The organism is Scandinavium manionii (genome assembly GCF_024764775.1).
Taxonomy (GTDB): domain Bacteria; phylum Pseudomonadota; class Gammaproteobacteria; order Enterobacterales; family Enterobacteriaceae; genus Scandinavium; species Scandinavium manionii.
Genome location: NZ_JALIGC010000033.1, coordinates 26,492 through 44,488, shown reverse-complemented (window position 1 = coordinate 44,488; position 17,997 = coordinate 26,492). Strand labels below are relative to the sequence as shown.

Genomic DNA, 17,997 nt, shown 5'->3' with positions numbered 1-17,997 from the left:
TGAAGGAGGCATTAGTCATACAAATAGTTGATTAAAACAAAAAAACCCGCCGGAGCGGGTTTTTGTACCGGGCTCGATTAATGCTCGAACATGGCAGAGATAGATTCTTCGTTGCTGATACGACGAATCGCTTCGGCCAGCATTCCTGACAGGGTCAGGGTACGAACGTTTGGCAGCGCTTTGATTTCATCCGACAGCGGGATGGTATCGCAGACAATCACTTCGTCGATGACGGAGCCGCGCAGGTTACTTGCCGCATTGCCAGAGAAGATCGGGTGAGTTGCGTAAGCAAATACGCGCTTCGCACCACGTTCTTTCAGCGCTTCGGCGGCTTTGCACAGAGTGCCACCGGTGTCGATCATGTCATCAACGAGTACGCAGTCACGGCCAGCAACATCACCGATGATATGCATCACCTGTGAAACGTTAGCGCGTGGACGACGTTTGTCGATGATAGCCATGTCGGTGTCGTTCAGCAGTTTAGCGATAGCACGTGCACGTACTACGCCGCCGATGTCCGGAGAAACCACGATTGGATTTTCCAGTTTCAGCTGCAGCATATCTTCCAACAGGATTGGACTGCCGAATACGTTGTCTACCGGAACATCGAAGAAGCCCTGAATCTGTTCAGCATGCAGGTCTACGGTCAGAACGCGGTCAACGCCGACGCTGGACAGGAAGTCCGCGACAACTTTGGCAGTGATTGGCACACGAGCGGAACGTACGCGACGATCCTGGCGGGCATAACCAAAGTAAGGGATAACGGCGGTGATACGACCTGCGGAAGCACGGCGCAGGGCATCGACCATTACAACCAATTCCATCAGGTTGTCATTGGTTGGGGCACAAGTGGACTGGATGATGAAAATATCACCACCGCGTACGTTTTCGTTAATTTGTACGCTGACTTCACCGTCGCTAAAACGACCTACGGCGGCGTCACCAAGAGAAGTGTACAGGCGGTTGGCAATACGTTGTGCTAGTTCCGGGGTAGCGTTACCAGCAAAAAGCTTCATATCAGGCACGAGAAGAACCTCAGGCATGCGTCCAGTGGTGGATGAATGAGCCAAAAACTGTGCGGGCCAGGCGCATTTCATCCAGGCGGTGTATTAATGAGCACGATGCAACGTCTGGAACGGGGTGACGTTGTCACCGAAACTCAGTCTGCCCCTTCGAAAGTCAGCATTAACGGCGAGATGTTCACACCGCGGGCAATAAAGCCCTGCAACCATTCCGGGGCTTGCTCAAGCACCTGGCGGGCGGCGGATTCGGTGTCAAATTCAGCAAACACACAGGCCCCTGTGCCAGTCAGGCGCGACGGGGCGTATTCTAACAGCCAGGAAAGCGCGGCATCAACCTTACGAAAACGTTTTCTTGCGATAACCTCGCAATCGTTGCTGAATTCACATTTTAGTAACGTTTCAATTGACCTGTGCGGTGAATTTCTGGGCAATTCGGGATCGCTAAAAATAACTGGCGTCGGAATGCTCACGCCAGGGTGTGCGACCAGGTACCATTTTTCCGGCACCGTGACCGGCGTCAGCACTTCGCCAACCCCTTCGGCGAAGGCGGCATGTCCGCGAACAAATACCGGCACATCAGCGCCAAGGGCCAGGCCCATCGTCGCCAGTTCATCCACTGACAGCCCACAGCCCCATAAATGGTTCAGCGCCACTAACACGGTGGCGGCATTCGATGAGCCGCCGCCGAGACCGCCGCCCATCGGCAAACGTTTGTCGATACTGATGTCCGCACCCGCGCCTTCAGGCAGGCGACCGCTTTCCGCGGCCGCGCGCATCAGCATCCGGGCTGCGCGAATAATCAGATTCTCATCATTCGGCACGCCGTCTACGGGGGTGAGCAACCGTAGCTCGCCGTCGTAACGTACGTCGATGGTTATCGTGTCGCCGTAATCAAGGAACTGAAACAGCGTCTGCAACGTGTGATACCCATCGGCGCGCTGGCCGGTAATATAGAGAAAAAGATTCAGTTTTGCCGGAGAAGGCCAACGGGTACTCATTTAACTATCCAGCTGTCCATTTTCAGTTTGATGCGCTCGCTGCCTTCGGTCAGCTCCATGTTGGACGGCAGTGACGGCTGGGTTTTGCTGTCATATCCGCTGTACACCACTTTCCAGTTCTTACCGTTTTCAGTGTAGTTCACTTCACTCAGGCGATACTGGTCATCGAGTTTGTAGTCGGTCGCATCGCCCGGCAGGCCGAGGATCCACTGGCGCAGGCTGTTCAGCGGAATAGGCATTCCGGTCAGCTTGCCAATCATCTCTTCGGCGTCGGTAGAGGTGTAGGATTGACCTTTGTTATCAATCAACGTCACGCTGCCCGGCGCTGCGGTGAGTGACAGCTCAGTGCTGCCGAGCGGGTTAGTCAGCAGCAGGCGATAGTTATCTTTGCCGGTCTGCTGCCAGAAGAAGCGGGCATAGACTTTTTGAGAGTCGGACAGGAACGCGAACGCGCCACGGGTCTGGTACTGGCTTAACTGGCGGACTTGCTGCTGATGTTGTTGCCACTGCGGCGAATCCGGGCTTTTGCCTGGACCCTTCGGTGCGTTGATGGAGCAGGCGGTTAATACCAGCGCCGCCAGGGGCATCAGGCGTAATACACGGGTCAGGTTCATAAAAATCCTTGATATACGTTGCAGTTATAACCGTCAATGCTAGCGCCGCCTTCTTCCAGCGTCTACGTTCAAGTTGTCTCAAATCACAAAATTACCGATTACTCCGAAAGGAGGCTCTCCCTTTTATTGACCTTGCGCATCCTGTATGATGCGCTCAGACTAACCTTATCAACGCTGGTACTACTCCTGCATTCATGACGCTCCTGGCACTTGGCATCAACCACAAAACCGCTCCGGTCGCGCTGCGAGAACGTGTTACGTTTTCGCCAGATACGCTCGACAAGGCGCTGGAAAGTCTTCTGTCCCAGCCGATGGTGCAGGGCGGCGTGGTGCTGTCGACGTGTAACCGCACCGAGCTGTATCTCAGCGTTGAAGAAGAAGGTAATTTGCAGGAATCGCTGATTCGCTGGCTGTGTGATTATCACCAGCTCAACGAAGAAGACCTGCGCAACAGCCTTTACTGGCATCAGGATAACGACGCGGTCAGCCATCTGATGCGCGTTGCCAGCGGGCTGGATTCGCTGATCCTCGGTGAACCGCAAATCCTCGGCCAGGTGAAAAAAGCCTTTGCCGATTCCAGTCGTGGGCATCTACACGTCAGTGAACTGGAACGCATGTTCCAGAAATCCTTCTCTGTAGCCAAACGCGTGCGCACCGAAACCGACATCGGCACCAGCGCTGTTTCCGTCGCCTTCGCGGCCTGTACACTGGCCCGCCAAATTTTTGAATCTCTGTCGTCTGTCACCGTGTTACTGGTCGGCGCCGGGGAGACTATCGAACTGGTTGCCCGTCATTTGCGTGAACATCGCGTCAAAAAGATGTTGATTGCCAATCGGACGCGAGAACGTGCGCAGGTGCTGGCCGATGAGGTTGGGGCGGAAGTGATTGCGCTGAGCGACGTCGACGAACGCCTGAAAGAGGCTGACATTATTATCAGCTCCACCGCCAGCCCGCTGCCGATCATCGGCAAAGGCATGGTGGAACGTGCGTTGAAAGCGCGGCGCAACCAGCCGATGTTGCTGGTGGATATCGCCGTCCCGCGCGACGTTGAGCCAGAGGTCAGCAAACTCGCCAACGCCTATCTTTACAGCGTCGACGACCTGCAAAACATCATTCAGCACAACATGGCGCAGCGCCAGGCCGCCGCGCAGCAGGCTGAAACGATAGTCGAGCAGGAAACCAGTGAATTTATGGCCTGGCTGCGCGCGCAAAGCGTCAGCGAGACTATTCGTGATTACCGCTCGCAGGCCTCCCAGGTGCGTGATGAACTCACCGCCCGCGCATTGGCTGCGCTGCAGCAAGGTGGCGATGCCGAAGCCATCATGCAGGATCTGGCGCGTAAATTAACCAATCGCCTGATCCACACTCCAACCAAATCACTTCAACAGGCTGCCCGTGACGGGGATGATGAACGCCTGAATATTCTGCGCGACAGCCTCGGGCTGGAATAGCGCTGCTCTCTCAAATTTTAATTACAGGGTGAATTTTACACGCCTATGAAGCCGTCTATTGTTGCCAAACTGCAAGCGCTGCATGAGCGCCATGAAGAAGTCCAGGCGCTGCTGGGTGATGCCGGAACCATCGCCGATCAGGACCGTTTCCGCGCGCTGTCGCGGGAATATGCGCAGCTCAGCGATGTCGCGAAATGTTTTACCGACTGGCAGCAAGTCCAGGAAGACATTGAAACCGCACAGATGATGCTCGACGACCCTGAAATGCGCGAAATGGCGCAGGAAGAGTTGCAGGAAGCGAAAACCAAAAGTGAACAACTGGAGCAGGAGCTTCAGGTTCTGTTGTTACCGAAAGACCCGGACGATGAGCGCAGCGCATTTGTCGAAGTCCGCGCTGGTACCGGCGGGGATGAAGCGGCGCTGTTTGCCGGCGACCTGTTCCGCATGTACAGCCGTTATGCCGAAGCGCGTCGTTGGCGCGTGGAAATCATGAGCGCCAACGAAGGTGAGCATGGTGGCTTCAAAGAAGTGATCGCCAAAGTCAGCGGCGACGGCGTTTATGGTCGTCTGAAATTTGAATCCGGCGGCCACCGCGTACAGCGCGTTCCGGCCACGGAATCGCAGGGGCGTATTCATACCTCCGCGTGCACCGTCGCGGTGATGCCAGAATTGCCGGAAGCCGAAATGCCGGACATTAGCCCGGCCGATTTGCGTATTGATACCTTCCGCTCCTCGGGCGCGGGTGGTCAGCACGTAAACACCACCGATTCCGCGATCCGTATTACCCACTTGCCGACCGGTATTGTGGTGGAGTGTCAGGACGAACGTTCGCAGCATAAAAACAAAGCCAAAGCGCTTTCTGTGCTGGGGGCGCGTATTCGTGCCGCTGAAATCGCAAAACGCCAGCAGGCAGAAGCGTCCACCCGCCGTAACCTGTTGGGTAGCGGCGATCGCAGCGACCGTAACCGTACCTACAACTTCCCGCAGGGCCGCGTGACCGACCACCGTATCAACCTGACGCTGTACCGTCTGGATGAAACCATGGAAGGCAAACTCGATATGCTCATTGAACCGATCGTGCAGGAATACCAGGCCGATCAGCTGGCGGCGTTGTCCGATCAGGAATGATGAGTTTTAAGCAGTGGCTGACTCAGGCGATTGAGCGCCTCGTGAACAGCGAAAGCCCGCGCCGTGACGCTGAGATTTTACTCGGCCACGTCACAGGTAAATCGCGCACCTATATTCTGGCCTTCGACGAAACGATATTAACGACGGAAGAGGGCGCTCAACTTGAGACGCTGCTTAACCGCCGGGTTAACGGCGAGCCGGTGGCGCATTTGGTTGGGATGCGCGAGTTCTGGTCGTTGCCGCTGGAAGTCAACTCTGCGACGCTGATCCCGCGTCCGGACACTGAGTGTCTGGTCGAACAGGCGCTGGGCCGTTTGCCCGAATCGTCTTGCGATATTCTCGATTTAGGCACCGGCACCGGGGCTATTGCGCTGGCGCTAGCGAGTGAACGCCCGGATTGCCGGGTGACTGCCGTTGATTTTGTCGCCGATGCGGTTGCGCTTGCCACGCGTAACGTCACGAGTCTGGCTATCAGCAACATCACGATTGCCCACAGCAACTGGTTCAGCGCGCTGGAAGGTAAAACGTTTGGCATGATTGTCAGCAACCCGCCTTACATCGATGAGCAGGACCCGCACCTGGTCGAAGGCGATGTACGCTTCGAGCCACTCAGTGCATTGGTCGCCGCCGATGAAGGGCTGGCTGATTTGGCCCATATCATTCGCGAAGGGCGGCGCTTTCTGCTGCCCGGCGGCTGGATGTTGCTGGAGCACGGCTGGAAACAGGGCACCGCGGTAAGAGAGCTTTATATTCAGGCCGGTTATGACGAGGTGGAAACCTGTCGTGACTATGGCGGCAACGAGCGCTTAACCGTCGGGAGACGCAATGCTGACTGAAAGCACGTTTAGCGTTATTATTAGCATCATTTTGAAGTCATCAGGTTGCCATTCGGTAACCCGCAGTTGGGGTAGGTCATGAGGTCATTAGCAGATTTTGAATTTAACAAAGCACCTTTGTGCGACGGCATGATCCTCATCACTGAACTGATCCGCGACGATTTTCAGGCCCAGTATGTGATAGACGAGCTGGAGCAACTGGTGAGCCTGGCACGCGAAGAGATTAGCCCATCGTGGACTGAAACCCGCCAGGTGGAACGCCTGATTGAGTTGTTCTACGGTGAGTGGGGCTTCAGCTCCGCGCACGGCATTTATCGCCTTTCTGATGCACTGTGGCTCGATACCGTGCTGAAAAACCGTGAAGGTAGCGCGGTGTCGCTCGGCGCCATCATGCTGTGGGTCGCGCGCCAACTCTCAATCCCAATGATGCCGGTGATTTTCCCGACGCAGCTGCTGCTGCGCGCGGATGTTGAAACCGGTGAAATGTGGCTGATTAACCCGTTTACCGGCGATACCCTCGATGAGCATACCCTCGAGGTGTGGCTGAAAGGCAATATCAGCCCGGTAGCTGAACTGTTTAATGAAGACCTGGATGAAGCAGAAAACGCAGAGGTTATCCGTAAACTGCTCGATACCCTGAAATCTGCCCTGATGGAAGAGCGGCAGATGGAGCTGGCCTTGCGCGTCAGCGAAGCGCTGCTGCAGTTTAATCCAGAAGACCCCTATGAAATCCGCGATCGCGGCCTGATCTACGCCCAGCTGGAGTGCGAACATGTCGCGCTCAGTGATTTAAGCTATTTCGTAGAGCAGTGCCCGGAAGATCCGATCAGCGAAATTATTCGCGCCCAGATCAACAATATCGCGAGCAAACACATTACCTTGCATTAATCCGGAAAGAATCCGATTAACCCCTGATAAGGCGATCCTATGAAAGAAAAAGTGGTTAGCATTGGCGATATCAACGTCGCAAACGACCTGCCGTTCGTGCTGTTCGGCGGCATGAACGTGCTGGAGTCCCGTGACCTCGCAATGCGCATTTGTGAGCACTACGTGACCGTGACCCAGAAACTGGGTATCCCATACGTGTTCAAAGCCTCTTTTGATAAAGCCAACCGCTCATCCATAAAATCCTACCGTGGCCCGGGCCTCGAAGAAGGGATGAAGATTTTCCAGGAGCTGAAGCAGACGTTCGGCGTGAAACTGATTACCGACGTACACGAAGCCGCCCAGGCGCAGCCAGTTGCCGAAGTGGTTGATGTTATTCAGCTGCCTGCGTTCCTCGCTCGTCAGACTGATCTGGTGGAAGCGATGGCGAAAACCGGTGCGGTCATCAACGTTAAAAAACCACAGTTCGTCAGCCCTGGTCAGATGGGTAATATCGTTGATAAATTCGCAGAAGGCGGCAACGACAAAGTGATTCTGTGCGACCGTGGCACCCAGTTCGGCTACGACAACCTGATTGTTGACATGCTGGGCTTCAGCGTGATGAAAGCCGTTTCCGGTAACTCCCCGGTGATTTTCGACGTGACCCACGCGTTACAATGCCGCGACCCGTTTGGCGCCGCCTCCAGCGGTCGTCGTGGCCAGGTTACTGAACTGGCACGTGCCGGTATGGCAACCGGTCTGGCTGGCCTGTTCATTGAAGCGCACCCGGACCCGGAAAACGCGAAATGCGACGGTCCGTCTGCACTACCGCTGGCTAAGCTGGAACCGTTCCTGAAACAGATCAAAGCGATTGACGATCTGGTGAAGAACTTCGAGCCGCTGGATACCAGCAACTAATCTGTTCGCTCGTTAAAAACAAAAACCCGCCGCGGCGGGTTTTTTTATGGGTGTTATTTGATGCCTGAACTTTTGTGCCCGGTACAGAGCAAAATATGTAGGCCCGGCAAGCATCAGCGCCGCCGGGCATCAGGCCGCACAAATCACGCAAATATCGTCATCAAATACGCCACAAACAATGCCAGATGCGCTGCGCCGTTCAGCACATTGGTACGCCCGGTCGAGAATGAAATCTGGCACAGAACCAGCGATGACACCATCACAATCATCTCCGGCGCGCCGAGCGCGAAGTGCAGATCATTCCCCGTCGCAAAGGCAATCAGCGTCACCACCGGCACCGTCAGGGAAATGGTCGCCAGCACTGAACCGAAGAACAGGTTCATTGCCCGCTGAACCTGATTGTTCAGCACTGCTTTCAGGGCACCCAGACCTTCAGGTGAGAGGATCAATAGCGCAATCAGGAAGCCAGTAAACGCCACAGGGGCATTCATACTGCTCAGTAGCGTCTCCAGAGGAATGGCATTCATCTTGGTCACCGCAATCACCGCAACCAGATGTACGATCAGCCACACCGCGTGCCACAGACTGCTGTGTGCGGACGGCTTACCATGATGCGGATCTTCATCGTCGGGCTCATCTTCATGCTCATACACGAACAGGCTCTGGTGCGTTTTGGTCTGAATAAGCAAGAATACGCCGTACATGGCGGCGGAAATTAACGCAACCAGCAGCGCCTGGCCGGAGGAGAAATTCGCTCCCTTCAGCGCCATCGGGAATACCATCACGATAATCGCCAGCGGGAACAGGGCAATCAGGTACTGTTTAATGCCGAATAAATTCACGTACTGGGTGGCAAACTTACGTCCGCCGAGCAGCAGTGAGAAACCAACCAGTCCACCGGTGACAATCATGATTATCGAATACAGCGTATCGCGCATCAAAGTCGGCGCGGCATCGCCGGTCGCCATTAATGCGGAAATCAGGCTTACTTCAAGAATAACCACTGAAAGGCTTAAAATTAATGAGCCAAAGGGTTCACCGAGACGATGAGCTAACACGTCTGCATGACGAACAACGCTAAATGCGCTGCTTAAAATACCGATTAGCGCCAGGATATTAATCCCAATAACCACTGGCAGAGACTGGTTATGGCCAAAGAAAACCAGTATCGCCAGCGCCACGACCGGGAAAATAAGGGTCGTCTCCTTGTGGCGGGTCTTAACCGCCTCATGTGCTTGTGTCATTAACCATCTCCATTTTGCGAAGTTTTTATAATTATAGATAACTAAAGACAATAAAATAACAGACTTAAGAAACCTTACGGTGAATTTTTACTGAAATTTACCCGATTGAGGATAAATCATCTAAGTGGGTGTTATTCTGTGATTATGTTTGTTTTATATGTTAAATAACAGGGTGTTGGCTCCATCAATTATCCACTTTTCAGCAATGTTTGCGCCTGTCCACTGGGTGAGCCACACTTACAGTTCCTGTGAAACCTGGAGGTTTTATGCCTTATAAAAGCACTCGCGATTTACCCGACAGCGTTCAACATGTTTTGCCTGCGCATGCGCAAGATATTTATAAAGAAGCGTTCAATAGCGCATGGGATCAGTATAAGCACAAAGAAGACCGACGGGATGATGCCAGCCGGGAAGAGACGGCGCATAAGGTCGCGTGGGCAGCGGTAAAGAATGATTATCAAAAGGGCGACGACGATAAGTGGCATAAAAAGAAATAAATTGAAGGCCTTATTTAAGTGAGGTTAATCACGAATCGTTTATTTGCACTTTATTGAACTCCGGTTGGGTTGCAAGCGGCCCGTTCATTGCATATTGTCTGAGGAAGCTGGATAATATTTCAGCAAATCAGAAGGGAATGGGGTTGCAGGGAAGTGTGCAGTGGTGGAGGTATAAAGTGTTAACACGTGATTTCTTGCTGAAGGCCGATTGCAAAACGGCGTTTGGTGCAATCGAGGAATCGCTACTCTGGTCGCCGGAACAACGCGCAGCCTCACTGGCCGCGACGCTTGCCTGCCGACCTGATGGTGGCCCGGTATGGATCTTTGGTTACGGTTCGCTGATGTGGAACCCGGCGCTGGATTACAGTGAATCCTGCACTGGCACGCTCGTTGGCTGGCACCGTGCCTTCTGTTTACGCCTGACGGCAGGACGCGGTAGCGCCTGTCAGCCCGGGCGCATGCTTGCACTAAAAGAGGGCGGACGCACCACCGGCGTGGCCTATCGCCTGCGGGAGTGTGCGCTGGATGAAGAATTGTCGCTGCTGTGGAAGCGCGAGATGATAACCGGTTGCTATCTGCCGACCTGGTGCAAGCTGGAACTTGACGATGGTCGTACGGTTAACGCGCTGGTGTTCATCATGGACCCGCGTCATCCACTCTATGAATCCGATACCAGCGTGAAGGTGATTGCACCGTTAATCGCCGCCGCCAGCGGGCCGCTCGGTACTAACGCACAGTATCTTTTCTCGCTCGAGCAGGAACTGGTGAAGCTTGGGATGCAGGATGAGTGTCTGAATGAGCTGGTCGGGAAGGTCCGCCATCTGCTCAATGGGGAAAACCTGCCGCGCTCAGCGTGAAAAATGCCCGGCGGTGCTCCGTTTGCCAGACCTACAAAATCGTAGGCCCGTGCAAGCGTAGCGCCGCCGGACAAGAAATCACGCAGGCACGTAACTGATCGAATGCTCCAGCGACTGGCTGTGACTGTCAATCAACACATTCCAGGTGCCGCTATAAGGCACCGCTAAATAGGCATCTTCCCGATTTTGCACGCTCAAAATATCTGCCTGAATATCATGCGCCTGCTGTTTGGCACTCATTAAATGAATATGGCAGCGCTCCGAACAGCGCACAACCACCGTATCCCCACCAAATAACGTCAAACTCGCTTTCACCATCGCCATTATTTACCCCGTCACTATCAGCCCGCGCATTCCGTGCATGAGAATTCCTGTGTGATGTTGTTCACAATTCACTCATGGCATAACACCAAAGGAAGAGGCTACCGATGCTGATTTTGATCAAAAAATGCTGCAACGATTAAACGAAAATGACAATATGCCTGAAACCATTCAGCTTATGCGTCGTTTATGGTTCCAATACCCATCAGTATAAAATTAAATGTGGAAAAGGCCTGCGATAGCAGCAAAATAATCCATTGACGCGCTTTTTGACTCAAAAAGTTAATACTTTGTCCGCGTCGAGCGTCCATTGCGCCAGTTCAACCAGGGTGCCGATTTCAACGCCATCGGCGAGCGGCAGCAGGGTAATTCCGCGTCCGTCGGTGCAGGTTTTGCACAATTTTACCGGCACATCCTGCGCGGTCAGAATTTCCAGCATTTGCTGAATGTTGTAGCCCTCGGCGGGCTTTTGCCCACGCAGCCCGGCGGTGACGGCGTCAGACATCAGGAACACTTTCAACTCAACCGGCTGCTGTTCGCGCAGTGCAATCGCCAGACGCAGGCTATTGAACAGGGATTCGCTGCCGTAGGCCGCGCCGTTGGCAATAATAACAATACGTTGCATGTTCACTCCTGAAAGAGGATTAGTCCTCTGATGCTACTGCGACGATTACTGCCTGCCAATCGGTTAACGCCAGCGAGATGACCTGGCGCAACGTTACTGCCCGAAACGCCCAATCAGCCCGGCGGCGGCCAGCTGATGCCCTTTGAGTTTTTCAAACAGCGCCTCGCGGGTTAGACCCGCAGGTAAAGTGGGCGGCAGGTCGGTCGCAATCAGCGTGAAGGTGTAATGATGCGCGCCAGAGCCGGGCGGCGGACATGGTCCGTACCAGCTGGCGGTGCCCGGCGTATTTTTGCCACCGGTAAAGCCTTTCGCATCGCGCAGTGCATCCGGGCCAAAACCGGTGGCCGCAGGCGAAATGTTGTAGGCCACCAGATGTGTAACGCCGAGCCCTTTGTTGCCTTCCGGATCGTGAACAACCAGCGCCAGACTCTGCGTCTGCGGCGGAATATTGCTCCACACCAGCGGCGGCGAGCTGTTTTTTCCGGTGCAGTTAGCATTTTTCGAATCATTACCTGCGTATTGGCTATCGAGCATGGCGTTATCCGCAAAAGCCGGCGACTGAACGATGAACAGCCCCTCCGCGCAGACGTTGCCGATACTGCCGAACAGTGCCGCGCAGACGATGGCGCGGGGGAGAGTTTTCATGAGGGCTTCTCACGCAGGAATGGTGGTTTAACTGTAGCCGATGCTTAAGGATCTTCCTGAAATTTGCGCTAAAGCTGAAAGAGAGGAGTAAAACCGTTAAAATAACAAGACGTGCCGTCCGGCACGATATTGATTTATTGAGGGATCCCGCTGCGTTTTGAGGTATTTGCCGTCACGTCCACGTCTGCTGTTGTTGTTACTCTTGCCCCTGGCAGGAGGTGCCGCAGGTGCCCGCCAGACCTTTGTCGATCAGGCCGAACACCCGTTTGATGAAAGCATCGATAACCTGCCCAATCTGGGTATTGCCCCGGATAATCACGAAAGTGAAAAACACCTCGCGGAAATGATGAAGGCATTTGGTGAAGCCAGCATGCAGGACAACGGGCTGGATACCGGCGATCAGGCGCGGCTTTTTGCCATCGAAAAACTCAGCCATCAGCTCAATTCCGAAGTGAATCAGCAGCTCGACTACTGGCTTTCTCCGTGGGGGAACGCCACGGCGGAGCTGTTAGTGAACAGCGAGGGCAAGTTTACCGGCAGCCACGGCAACTGGTTTGTGCCGCTGGAAGACAACGATCGCTATCTGACCTGGAGCCAGGTTGGCTTAACGCAGCAGGACGACGGGCTGGTGAGCAATCTCGGGCTTGGGCAGCGCTGGGTGGCGGGTGACTGGCTGCTCGGATATAACGCCTTTTACGACAGCCTGATGAGTGAAAGCCTGCAACGTGGCGGTTTAGGGGCTGAAGCCTGGGGCGAGTATTTACGGCTGTCGGCCAATTTTTATCAACCTTTTAACGGCTGGCGTGATGACAGTGATACGGTCGAAAGTCGAATGGCGCGCGGTTACGATCTCACTGCCCAGGCGCGACTGCCGTTCTACCGTTTCATTAATACCAGCGTTAGCTTTGAACGCTATTTTGGTGACAGCGTCGACTTGTTCCATACCGGCACCGGGTATCACAATCCGATGGCGGTTTCGCTTGGGCTGGCTTACACCCCGGTGCCGCTGGTGACGATTTCCGCCGCGCATAAGCAGGGGGAAAGCGGCGTCAGCCAGAATAATTTGGGTATGAAGCTCAACTACCGTTTCGGCGTCCCGCTGAAGAAACAGCTCGAGTCCAGCGAGGTGGCGGCGTTTACCTCGCTGCGCGGCAGCCGGTACGACAGCCCGGAACGCAGCAATTTGCCGGTGGTCGAATATCGCCAGCGTAAAACGCTGTCCGTTTTCCTCGCCACGCCGCCGTGGGATTTGCAGCCCGGCGAGACCGTGTCGTTGAAGTTGCAGGTGCGCGGGCGGTATACGATTAAGTCATTAACCTGGCAGGGCGATTCACAGGCACTGAGCCTGACGCCGCCGGTGAATCACAATAGCCCTGATGGCTGGACCGTCATTATGCCGGCGTGGAATTACAGCGACGGCGCGAAGAACCGCTGGCATCTGTCGGTGGTGGTTGAAGATGAGAAGGGGCAGCGTGTCTCATCCAATGAGATTACGCTGGCGCTGACTGAACCGCTGGTAACCTTCCCGGCGGCGTCGTCAGATTCGCTGTTGATGCCTTAAAAAATACGTTCCTGATGGACCCATACCGCCGCTTCGACGCGGGATTTGAGCTTCATCTTTTTCAGCATGTGCTTCACATGAACCTTCACTGTGCTCTCAGTGATATCGAGTCGACGGGCAATCATTTTGTTCGGTAGACCTTGGGCAATCAGCTTCAGAATGTCGCGCTCGCGCGGCGTCAGCTGATTAATATCGCGGTCGGACGTTGCACGATTCGCTCGCAGGCTGGCAGCCAGCACTGGCGTCAGCGCTTCGCTTAATACCATTTCCCCGGCGGCGGCCTGATGCAGCGCCTTCAACAAATCTTCCGGCTCCATATCTTTCAGCAGATAGCCATCCGCGCCGCGTTTAAGCGCCGTCACCACGTCTTCTTCGTGGTTGGATACGCTGAACACCACCACGCGTCCGGAGAGGGATTTTTCGCGCAGCTTGTCGAGGGTTTCCAGACCATTCATGCCCGGCATGTTCAAATCGAGCAGTACCAGATCCGGGTCGAGAGATTCTGCGAGTTCGATGCCCTGTTCGCCATTGCTGGCTTCGCCCACCACCAAAAGGTCAGGGGCCATGCTGATAAGCTGTCTGACGCCGGTGCGCAGCATTGGATGGTCGTCAATTAACAGGATAGTGGCGTGTTCCTGATTACTCATGAATAAGTCCTTGCGGTTGTGGAAGCGATTTTTCGGGAATGAAAGAGACGACAACTTCAGTGCCACCGGTATCACGGCGTCTGACCTGGCAATCGCCACGCAGACTCTGCGCCCGATCGCGCATGATGATTAAGCCGTAGTGGTTATTCCGTTCGGCGTGGTCCGGAACGCCGAGGCCGTTGTCGGCCACGGTGAGACGAACCTGATTGTCGTTTTGGGTAACCGTCACGGTGACTTCCGTCGCTTCAGAATGTTTAAGCGCATTGCTCAACGCTTCACGGGCAATCTGTAATGCATGGATAGCCTGATGCGAAGGAACAAAACGCGGGGGGAGCTGATAGTCCAGTTGCACGGTAAAGCCGAAGCGGGCGCTGTATTCAGCACAACTCGCTTCCAGTGCAGGACGCAGCCCCGGTTCGGTTAATTGTAGTCGGAAGGTCGTCAGAAGCTCGCGCAGTTGCACCCATGAGGTATTCAGCTCGTTGCGCATCTGGCTCAGCAGAACCCGGCTGTCTTCCGGCAGTTTTTCGCCCTGCATTTGCAGACAGCTGACCTGCATCTTCAGGCACGACAGCGACTGGGCGATGGAATCATGCAGTTCGCGGGCGATGGTGGCGCGCTCTTCCATGACAATCAGCTGATGCTGGCGCTCTTGCTGGCGGTCGAGGGCCAGGGTGGCGGTCAATTGTTCAACCAGGGTATCTACCAGTTGCTGTTGATCGTGGCTTAAATGGCGGCCTGCAGGCAGCGTTGCCAGCAGAATACCGTACTGATTATGCGCATCGGTCATCCGCCATTTCAGCGTTGTGCCGCCGCCGGGCAAATCCGGGAGATTACGCGGACAGAGGTAACATTCTTTGTCGTCGCAGTCGGGCTCAGAATGACAGCTGAACTCCTGATGGTTTTCCTCGTCTTCCATATCGTAAACCCGCACTTCGATATCGCGCAGCAGGGTCAAACCTTGCAGACCATTCAGCACCGGGGAAATACGTTCACACAGCGGCGCCTGGGAATGCAGACGCCGGTTGGCCTGCCAGAGGAAGGCGAGAATTTCGTTCTTTTGTTCGAGATTGGCGGTCTTTTCCTGCACGCGCTGTTCCAGCACGGCGTAGCTTTCAGCCAGCTCTTTCGACATGTTGTTCAGCGCCATGCCTAGCGTTGCCATTTCATTACGACCGCTAATTTTGGCGCGTTTGCTAAAATCACGCTGGCTCACCGCCCGCGCCATGCTCAACAGTTGTTCCCACGGATGCAGCAGCCGTGCACGCAGCCAGACGATGGTAAACAGGAATAGCAGTGCCATGCACAGCGCCATCATGCTGTGTACCCACACCACGTGTTGAATGCGCTTTTCGGTGGTATGGTCAAACGCGGTAACCAGCTTGTCGATGCGGTTCACAAAGGCCGCGACCTCACCGGAAACTTGTTCCTGACGGGTCGCTTGTTTCAGGTTAGGCGCAAGCTCTGATTTCCAGTACTGTTGCAGGGCTTCGAGCTGTTGACGCTGACCGTCACGGCGCGCGGATTCAATCAGTTCCGGGCTGCTCACGGTCTGATTCATTTCGTCGAGCAATGTCTGATCGTTGGCGTTCAGCGGAATCGCTGCCAGCAGGCGGTAACTCTGCATTCGCAGGGAGCCCGCTTTGTTGATAGCATGCGCGCTGCCCTGGACACCGTGGACCAGGCGTGCAGAAATTGCCATGCCCGTCACACCGATAGCGGTGGACAGCAAAACAATAAGCGCCAGTTGATTGACCAGCGTAAGCGGGGTAAAAAGACGTTTAAACATCGACAGTTTGGCTCCTGACCTGGGATGCAATCCGGGAGTGCGGCTTATTCTGGGATATCAACTGGAGTATACATATACTCAAAAAGGATTACCCCCTAATTGCCAGGGGTGGCAGAGGAAGGGTGTAAAGGGGTAATCTCTGCCTGAGCAACGTGAAAAACCACAGTTTTTTGCGTGTTAAGGTCTACCCCCTAAGGGTGATGCCCGTTTTTCGCCCAAAAATATGTTCTCTTTTCCTTTGATTTATATCAACTTACCCTGGCTGGTAAACCCTAATGTGGCGGCAACTAACTCCATCATTTGAGGTTTATATGAGTCACACTTCCGCATCGGAAAAGGATAAAGGCGCGGTCATCACTGACTGGCGCCCTGAAGACCCGGCTTTCTGGCAGTCTCGTGGCCACCGTGTTGCCAGTCGCAACCTGTGGATTTCCGTTCCCTGCCTGCTGCTCGCGTTTTGCGTCTGGATGTTGTTCAGCGCCGTAGCTGTAAACCTCAATAAAGTCGGTTTTAACTTCACCACCGATCAGCTGTTCATGCTGACCGCGCTGCCTGCGTTGTCCGGCGCACTGCTTCGCGTACCTTACGCATTTATGGTGCCGGTTTTCGGCGGTCGTCGCTGGACTGCATTCAGTACCGGGATCATGATTATTCCGTGCGTATGGCTGGGATTTGCGGTGCAAGACACCTCTACGCCGTTTAGCGTCTTTATGATTATCGCGCTGCTGTGCGGTTTTGCCGGGGCAAACTTTGCTTCAAGTATGGCAAACATCAGCTTCTTCTTCCCGAAAGTGAAACAGGGCGGGGCGTTGGGTCTGAACGGCGGTCTGGGTAACATGGGTGTGAGCGTAATGCAGCTGGTTGCACCGCTGGTTATCTCCGTCTCCGTATTCGCCATGTTTGGCGGCGACGGTGTGGCTCAGCCAGACGGTTCTTCGCTGTTCCTTGAGAACGCGGCGTGGATTTGGGTTCCGTTCCTGATTATCTTCACCCTCGCAGCCTGGTTCTTCATGAACGACCTGGCGGCGTCGAAAGCCTCTCTGAAAGAGCAGTTGCCGGTCCTGAAGCGTGGTCACCTGTGGATCATGGCGGTGCTGTATCTGGCAACCTTCGGCTCGTTCATCGGCTTCTCTGCCGGTTTTGCAATGCTGTCGAAAACCCAGTTCCCGGACGTGCAGATCCTGCACTTCGCGTTCTTCGGTCCGTTTATCGGTGCGCTGGCACGCTCACTGGGCGGCGGAATTTCTGACCGCCTGGGCGGCACACGCGTCACGCTGATTAACTTCATCGCGATGGCCGTTTTCTCCGCACTGCTGTTCCTGACCCTGCCAACTAACGGCCAGGGCGGTAATTTCATTGCCTTCTTCGCGGTATTCATGGGCCTGTTCCTGACAGCCGGTCTGGGAAGTGCATCCACCTTCCAGATGATCTCCGTTATCTTCCGTAAGCTGACCATGGATAAAGTGAAGGCCGAAGGTGGAAGCGAAGAACATGCTCTGCGTGAAGCTGCAACCGATACGGCGGCGGCGTTGGGCTTCATCTCTGCAATCGGCGCGATTGGCGGCTTCTTCATCCCGAAATCCTTCGGTATTTCGCTGGAGATGACCGGTTCTCCGGCGGGTGCTATGAAAGTATTCCTCGTGTTCTACATCGCCTGTGTGCTGATCACCTGGGTGGTATACGGACGTAAAACAAAAAAATAAGCGTTACTTTTTGATTATCATGGCGCGAGAAATCGCGCCATTTTTTTATCCTCATTTAGTTACAACATACTCACTCATTTTTCTGTGTTATCGGCCTGTGCTTTTTGGCGCGTAAAAGGCGCGGGAGCAGGCGTCTACCCCTTAATACCTCGCGATGGTCTTCAGTCTCAGAAGAAGCCGAACATTTCTCAATAAAGACATACAAAACAATGAGTTAAAAAATAAAAATAACTAATCCTTTGGTGGTATTTGGCTTTTTGCGCCCGATTGTTAACAA

At 54.5% G+C, this 17,997-nt stretch carries 18 protein-coding genes; 9 read left to right on the top strand and 9 right to left on the bottom strand.

Annotated features, from left to right (window positions below; all coding sequences use genetic code 11):
* Nucleotides 1–77: 77 nt before the first annotated feature.
* From prs to lolB, 3 genes are all read right to left on the bottom strand, one after another.
* Entirely contained in the window at nt 78–1,025 is a 948-nt protein-coding gene (gene prs, locus MUU51_RS04145) for a ribose-phosphate diphosphokinase (protein WP_110508800.1), read from the bottom strand.
* A 134-nt stretch (nt 1,026–1,159) separates the two neighbouring features.
* On the bottom strand, nt 1,160–2,020 hold the full coding sequence (gene ispE, locus MUU51_RS04140; protein WP_159767544.1) for a 4-(cytidine 5'-diphospho)-2-C-methyl-D-erythritol kinase: 861 nt from the start codon (nt 2,018–2,020) through the stop codon (nt 1,160–1,162).
* Nucleotides 2,017–2,634 carry a lipoprotein insertase outer membrane protein LolB gene (lolB, locus tag MUU51_RS04135; RefSeq protein WP_258967166.1) on the bottom strand — a complete coding sequence of 206 codons (618 nt, stop codon included), beginning with the start codon at nt 2,632–2,634 and terminating at the stop codon, nt 2,017–2,019. The genes ispE and lolB overlap by 4 nt, the downstream gene beginning before the upstream one ends.
* Before the next feature lie 194 nt (nt 2,635–2,828).
* Here lolB and hemA point away from each other — a divergent pair, with 194 nt between their 5' ends.
* The 5 genes from hemA (at nt 2,829) to kdsA (ending at nt 7,831) form a co-directional block, all read left to right on the top strand.
* Nucleotides 2,829–4,085: a glutamyl-tRNA reductase gene (gene hemA, locus MUU51_RS04130; RefSeq protein WP_159767550.1), complete on the top strand. Its 1,257-nt coding sequence runs from the start codon at nt 2,829–2,831 to the stop codon at nt 4,083–4,085.
* 45 nt (nt 4,086–4,130) lie between these two features.
* Nucleotides 4,131–5,213, top strand: coding sequence for a peptide chain release factor 1 (gene prfA / locus MUU51_RS04125; RefSeq protein ID WP_159767553.1), 1,083 nt, complete (start codon nt 4,131–4,133; stop codon nt 5,211–5,213).
* Nucleotides 5,213–6,049, top strand: a complete 837-nt coding sequence (prmC, locus tag MUU51_RS04120) for a peptide chain release factor N(5)-glutamine methyltransferase (protein ID WP_258967165.1) — start codon at nt 5,213–5,215, stop codon at nt 6,047–6,049. Before prfA ends, prmC begins: the two co-directional genes overlap by 1 nt.
* A 78-nt stretch (nt 6,050–6,127) precedes the next feature.
* Nucleotides 6,128–6,937: an invasion regulator SirB1 gene (sirB1, locus tag MUU51_RS04115; RefSeq protein WP_110508662.1), complete on the top strand. Its 810-nt coding sequence runs from the start codon at nt 6,128–6,130 to the stop codon at nt 6,935–6,937.
* A 39-nt stretch (nt 6,938–6,976) separates the two neighbouring features.
* Nucleotides 6,977–7,831, top strand: coding sequence for a 3-deoxy-8-phosphooctulonate synthase (gene kdsA / locus MUU51_RS04110; RefSeq protein WP_159767555.1), 855 nt, complete (start codon nt 6,977–6,979; stop codon nt 7,829–7,831).
* A gap of 143 nt (nt 7,832–7,974) precedes the next feature.
* On the opposite strand, the gene chaA is transcribed toward kdsA, so the two are convergent.
* Nucleotides 7,975–9,075 (bottom strand): sodium-potassium/proton antiporter ChaA, encoded by a 1,101-nt coding sequence (gene chaA / locus MUU51_RS04105; RefSeq protein ID WP_159767557.1) that lies wholly within the window; start codon nt 9,073–9,075, stop codon nt 7,975–7,977.
* Nucleotides 9,076–9,341: 266 nt separating this feature from the next.
* Here chaA and chaB point away from each other — a divergent pair, with 266 nt between their 5' ends.
* Both chaB and MUU51_RS04095 read left to right on the top strand, forming a co-directional pair.
* Nucleotides 9,342–9,572 (top strand): putative cation transport regulator ChaB, encoded by a 231-nt coding sequence (gene chaB / locus MUU51_RS04100; RefSeq protein WP_159767559.1) that lies wholly within the window; start codon nt 9,342–9,344, stop codon nt 9,570–9,572.
* 176 nt (nt 9,573–9,748) lie between these two features.
* Nucleotides 9,749–10,429, top strand: coding sequence for a gamma-glutamylcyclotransferase (locus MUU51_RS04095; protein WP_258967164.1), 681 nt, complete (start codon nt 9,749–9,751; stop codon nt 10,427–10,429).
* Between the two features lie 78 nt (nt 10,430–10,507).
* On the opposite strand, the gene MUU51_RS04090 is transcribed toward MUU51_RS04095, so the two are convergent.
* The 3 genes from MUU51_RS04090 to MUU51_RS04080 all read right to left on the bottom strand — a co-directional run bounded on the left by MUU51_RS04090 (nt 10,508) and on the right by MUU51_RS04080 (nt 12,020).
* A complete protein-coding gene (locus tag MUU51_RS04090; RefSeq protein WP_159767563.1) occupies nt 10,508–10,753 on the bottom strand; it encodes a DUF1883 domain-containing protein in 246 nt (81 codons plus the stop codon).
* Between the two features lie 271 nt (nt 10,754–11,024).
* Nucleotides 11,025–11,375 (bottom strand): DsrE/DsrF/TusD sulfur relay family protein, encoded by a 351-nt coding sequence (locus MUU51_RS04085; protein WP_159767565.1) that lies wholly within the window; start codon nt 11,373–11,375, stop codon nt 11,025–11,027.
* Between the two features lie 93 nt (nt 11,376–11,468).
* A complete protein-coding gene (locus MUU51_RS04080) occupies nt 11,469–12,020 on the bottom strand; it encodes a YbhB/YbcL family Raf kinase inhibitor-like protein (RefSeq protein WP_258967163.1) in 552 nt (183 codons plus the stop codon).
* A 166-nt stretch (nt 12,021–12,186) separates the two neighbouring features.
* Between MUU51_RS04080 and MUU51_RS04075 the strand changes: the two genes are divergently transcribed.
* A complete protein-coding gene (locus MUU51_RS04075; protein ID WP_258967162.1) occupies nt 12,187–13,581 on the top strand; it encodes a YchO/YchP family invasin in 1,395 nt (464 codons plus the stop codon).
* On the opposite strand, the gene narL is transcribed toward MUU51_RS04075, so the two are convergent.
* The gene (gene narL / locus MUU51_RS04070) at nt 13,578–14,228 is read right to left on the bottom strand and encodes a two-component system response regulator NarL (protein ID WP_159767569.1); all 651 of its coding nucleotides are present in this window, start codon (nt 14,226–14,228) and stop codon (nt 13,578–13,580) included. The genes MUU51_RS04075 and narL overlap by 4 nt on opposite strands.
* Nucleotides 14,221–16,017 carry a nitrate/nitrite two-component system sensor histidine kinase NarX gene (gene narX, locus MUU51_RS04065; protein WP_258967161.1) on the bottom strand — a complete coding sequence of 599 codons (1,797 nt, stop codon included), beginning with the start codon at nt 16,015–16,017 and terminating at the stop codon, nt 14,221–14,223. The genes narL and narX overlap by 8 nt, the downstream gene beginning before the upstream one ends.
* A 311-nt stretch (nt 16,018–16,328) precedes the next feature.
* On the opposite strand from narX, the gene MUU51_RS04060 reads away from it, so the two are divergent.
* Complete coding sequence (locus tag MUU51_RS04060) at nt 16,329–17,720, top strand: NarK family nitrate/nitrite MFS transporter (protein WP_159767575.1); 1,392 nt, start codon at nt 16,329–16,331, stop codon at nt 17,718–17,720.
* Nucleotides 17,721–17,997 lie beyond the last annotated feature (277 nt).

What these genes read in the sequence shown, in the direction of transcription:
- narX (WP_258967161.1), bottom strand. Translation starts at nt 16,017, where the DNA reads ATGTTTAAACGTCTTTTTACCCCGCTTACGCTGGTCAATCAACTGGCG.
- kdsA (WP_159767555.1), top strand. Translation starts at nt 6,977, where the DNA reads ATGAAAGAAAAAGTGGTTAGCATTGGCGATATCAACGTCGCAAACGAC.
- sirB1 (WP_110508662.1), top strand. Translation starts at nt 6,128, where the DNA reads ATGAGGTCATTAGCAGATTTTGAATTTAACAAAGCACCTTTGTGCGAC.
- MUU51_RS04085 (WP_159767565.1), bottom strand. Translation starts at nt 11,375, where the DNA reads ATGCAACGTATTGTTATTATTGCCAACGGCGCGGCCTACGGCAGCGAA.
- narL (WP_159767569.1), bottom strand. Translation starts at nt 14,228, where the DNA reads ATGAGTAATCAGGAACACGCCACTATCCTGTTAATTGACGACCATCCA.
- prmC (WP_258967165.1), top strand. Translation starts at nt 5,213, where the DNA reads ATGAGTTTTAAGCAGTGGCTGACTCAGGCGATTGAGCGCCTCGTGAAC.
- MUU51_RS04090 (WP_159767563.1), bottom strand. Translation starts at nt 10,753, where the DNA reads ATGGCGATGGTGAAAGCGAGTTTGACGTTATTTGGTGGGGATACGGTG.
- chaB (WP_159767559.1), top strand. Translation starts at nt 9,342, where the DNA reads ATGCCTTATAAAAGCACTCGCGATTTACCCGACAGCGTTCAACATGTT.
- MUU51_RS04080 (WP_258967163.1), bottom strand. Translation starts at nt 12,020, where the DNA reads ATGAAAACTCTCCCCCGCGCCATCGTCTGCGCGGCACTGTTCGGCAGT.
- MUU51_RS04060 (WP_159767575.1), top strand. Translation starts at nt 16,329, where the DNA reads ATGAGTCACACTTCCGCATCGGAAAAGGATAAAGGCGCGGTCATCACT.
- prfA (WP_159767553.1), top strand. Translation starts at nt 4,131, where the DNA reads ATGAAGCCGTCTATTGTTGCCAAACTGCAAGCGCTGCATGAGCGCCAT.
- hemA (WP_159767550.1), top strand. Translation starts at nt 2,829, where the DNA reads ATGACGCTCCTGGCACTTGGCATCAACCACAAAACCGCTCCGGTCGCG.
- lolB (WP_258967166.1), bottom strand. Translation starts at nt 2,634, where the DNA reads ATGAACCTGACCCGTGTATTACGCCTGATGCCCCTGGCGGCGCTGGTA.
- ispE (WP_159767544.1), bottom strand. Translation starts at nt 2,020, where the DNA reads ATGAGTACCCGTTGGCCTTCTCCGGCAAAACTGAATCTTTTTCTCTAT.
- chaA (WP_159767557.1), bottom strand. Translation starts at nt 9,075, where the DNA reads ATGACACAAGCACATGAGGCGGTTAAGACCCGCCACAAGGAGACGACC.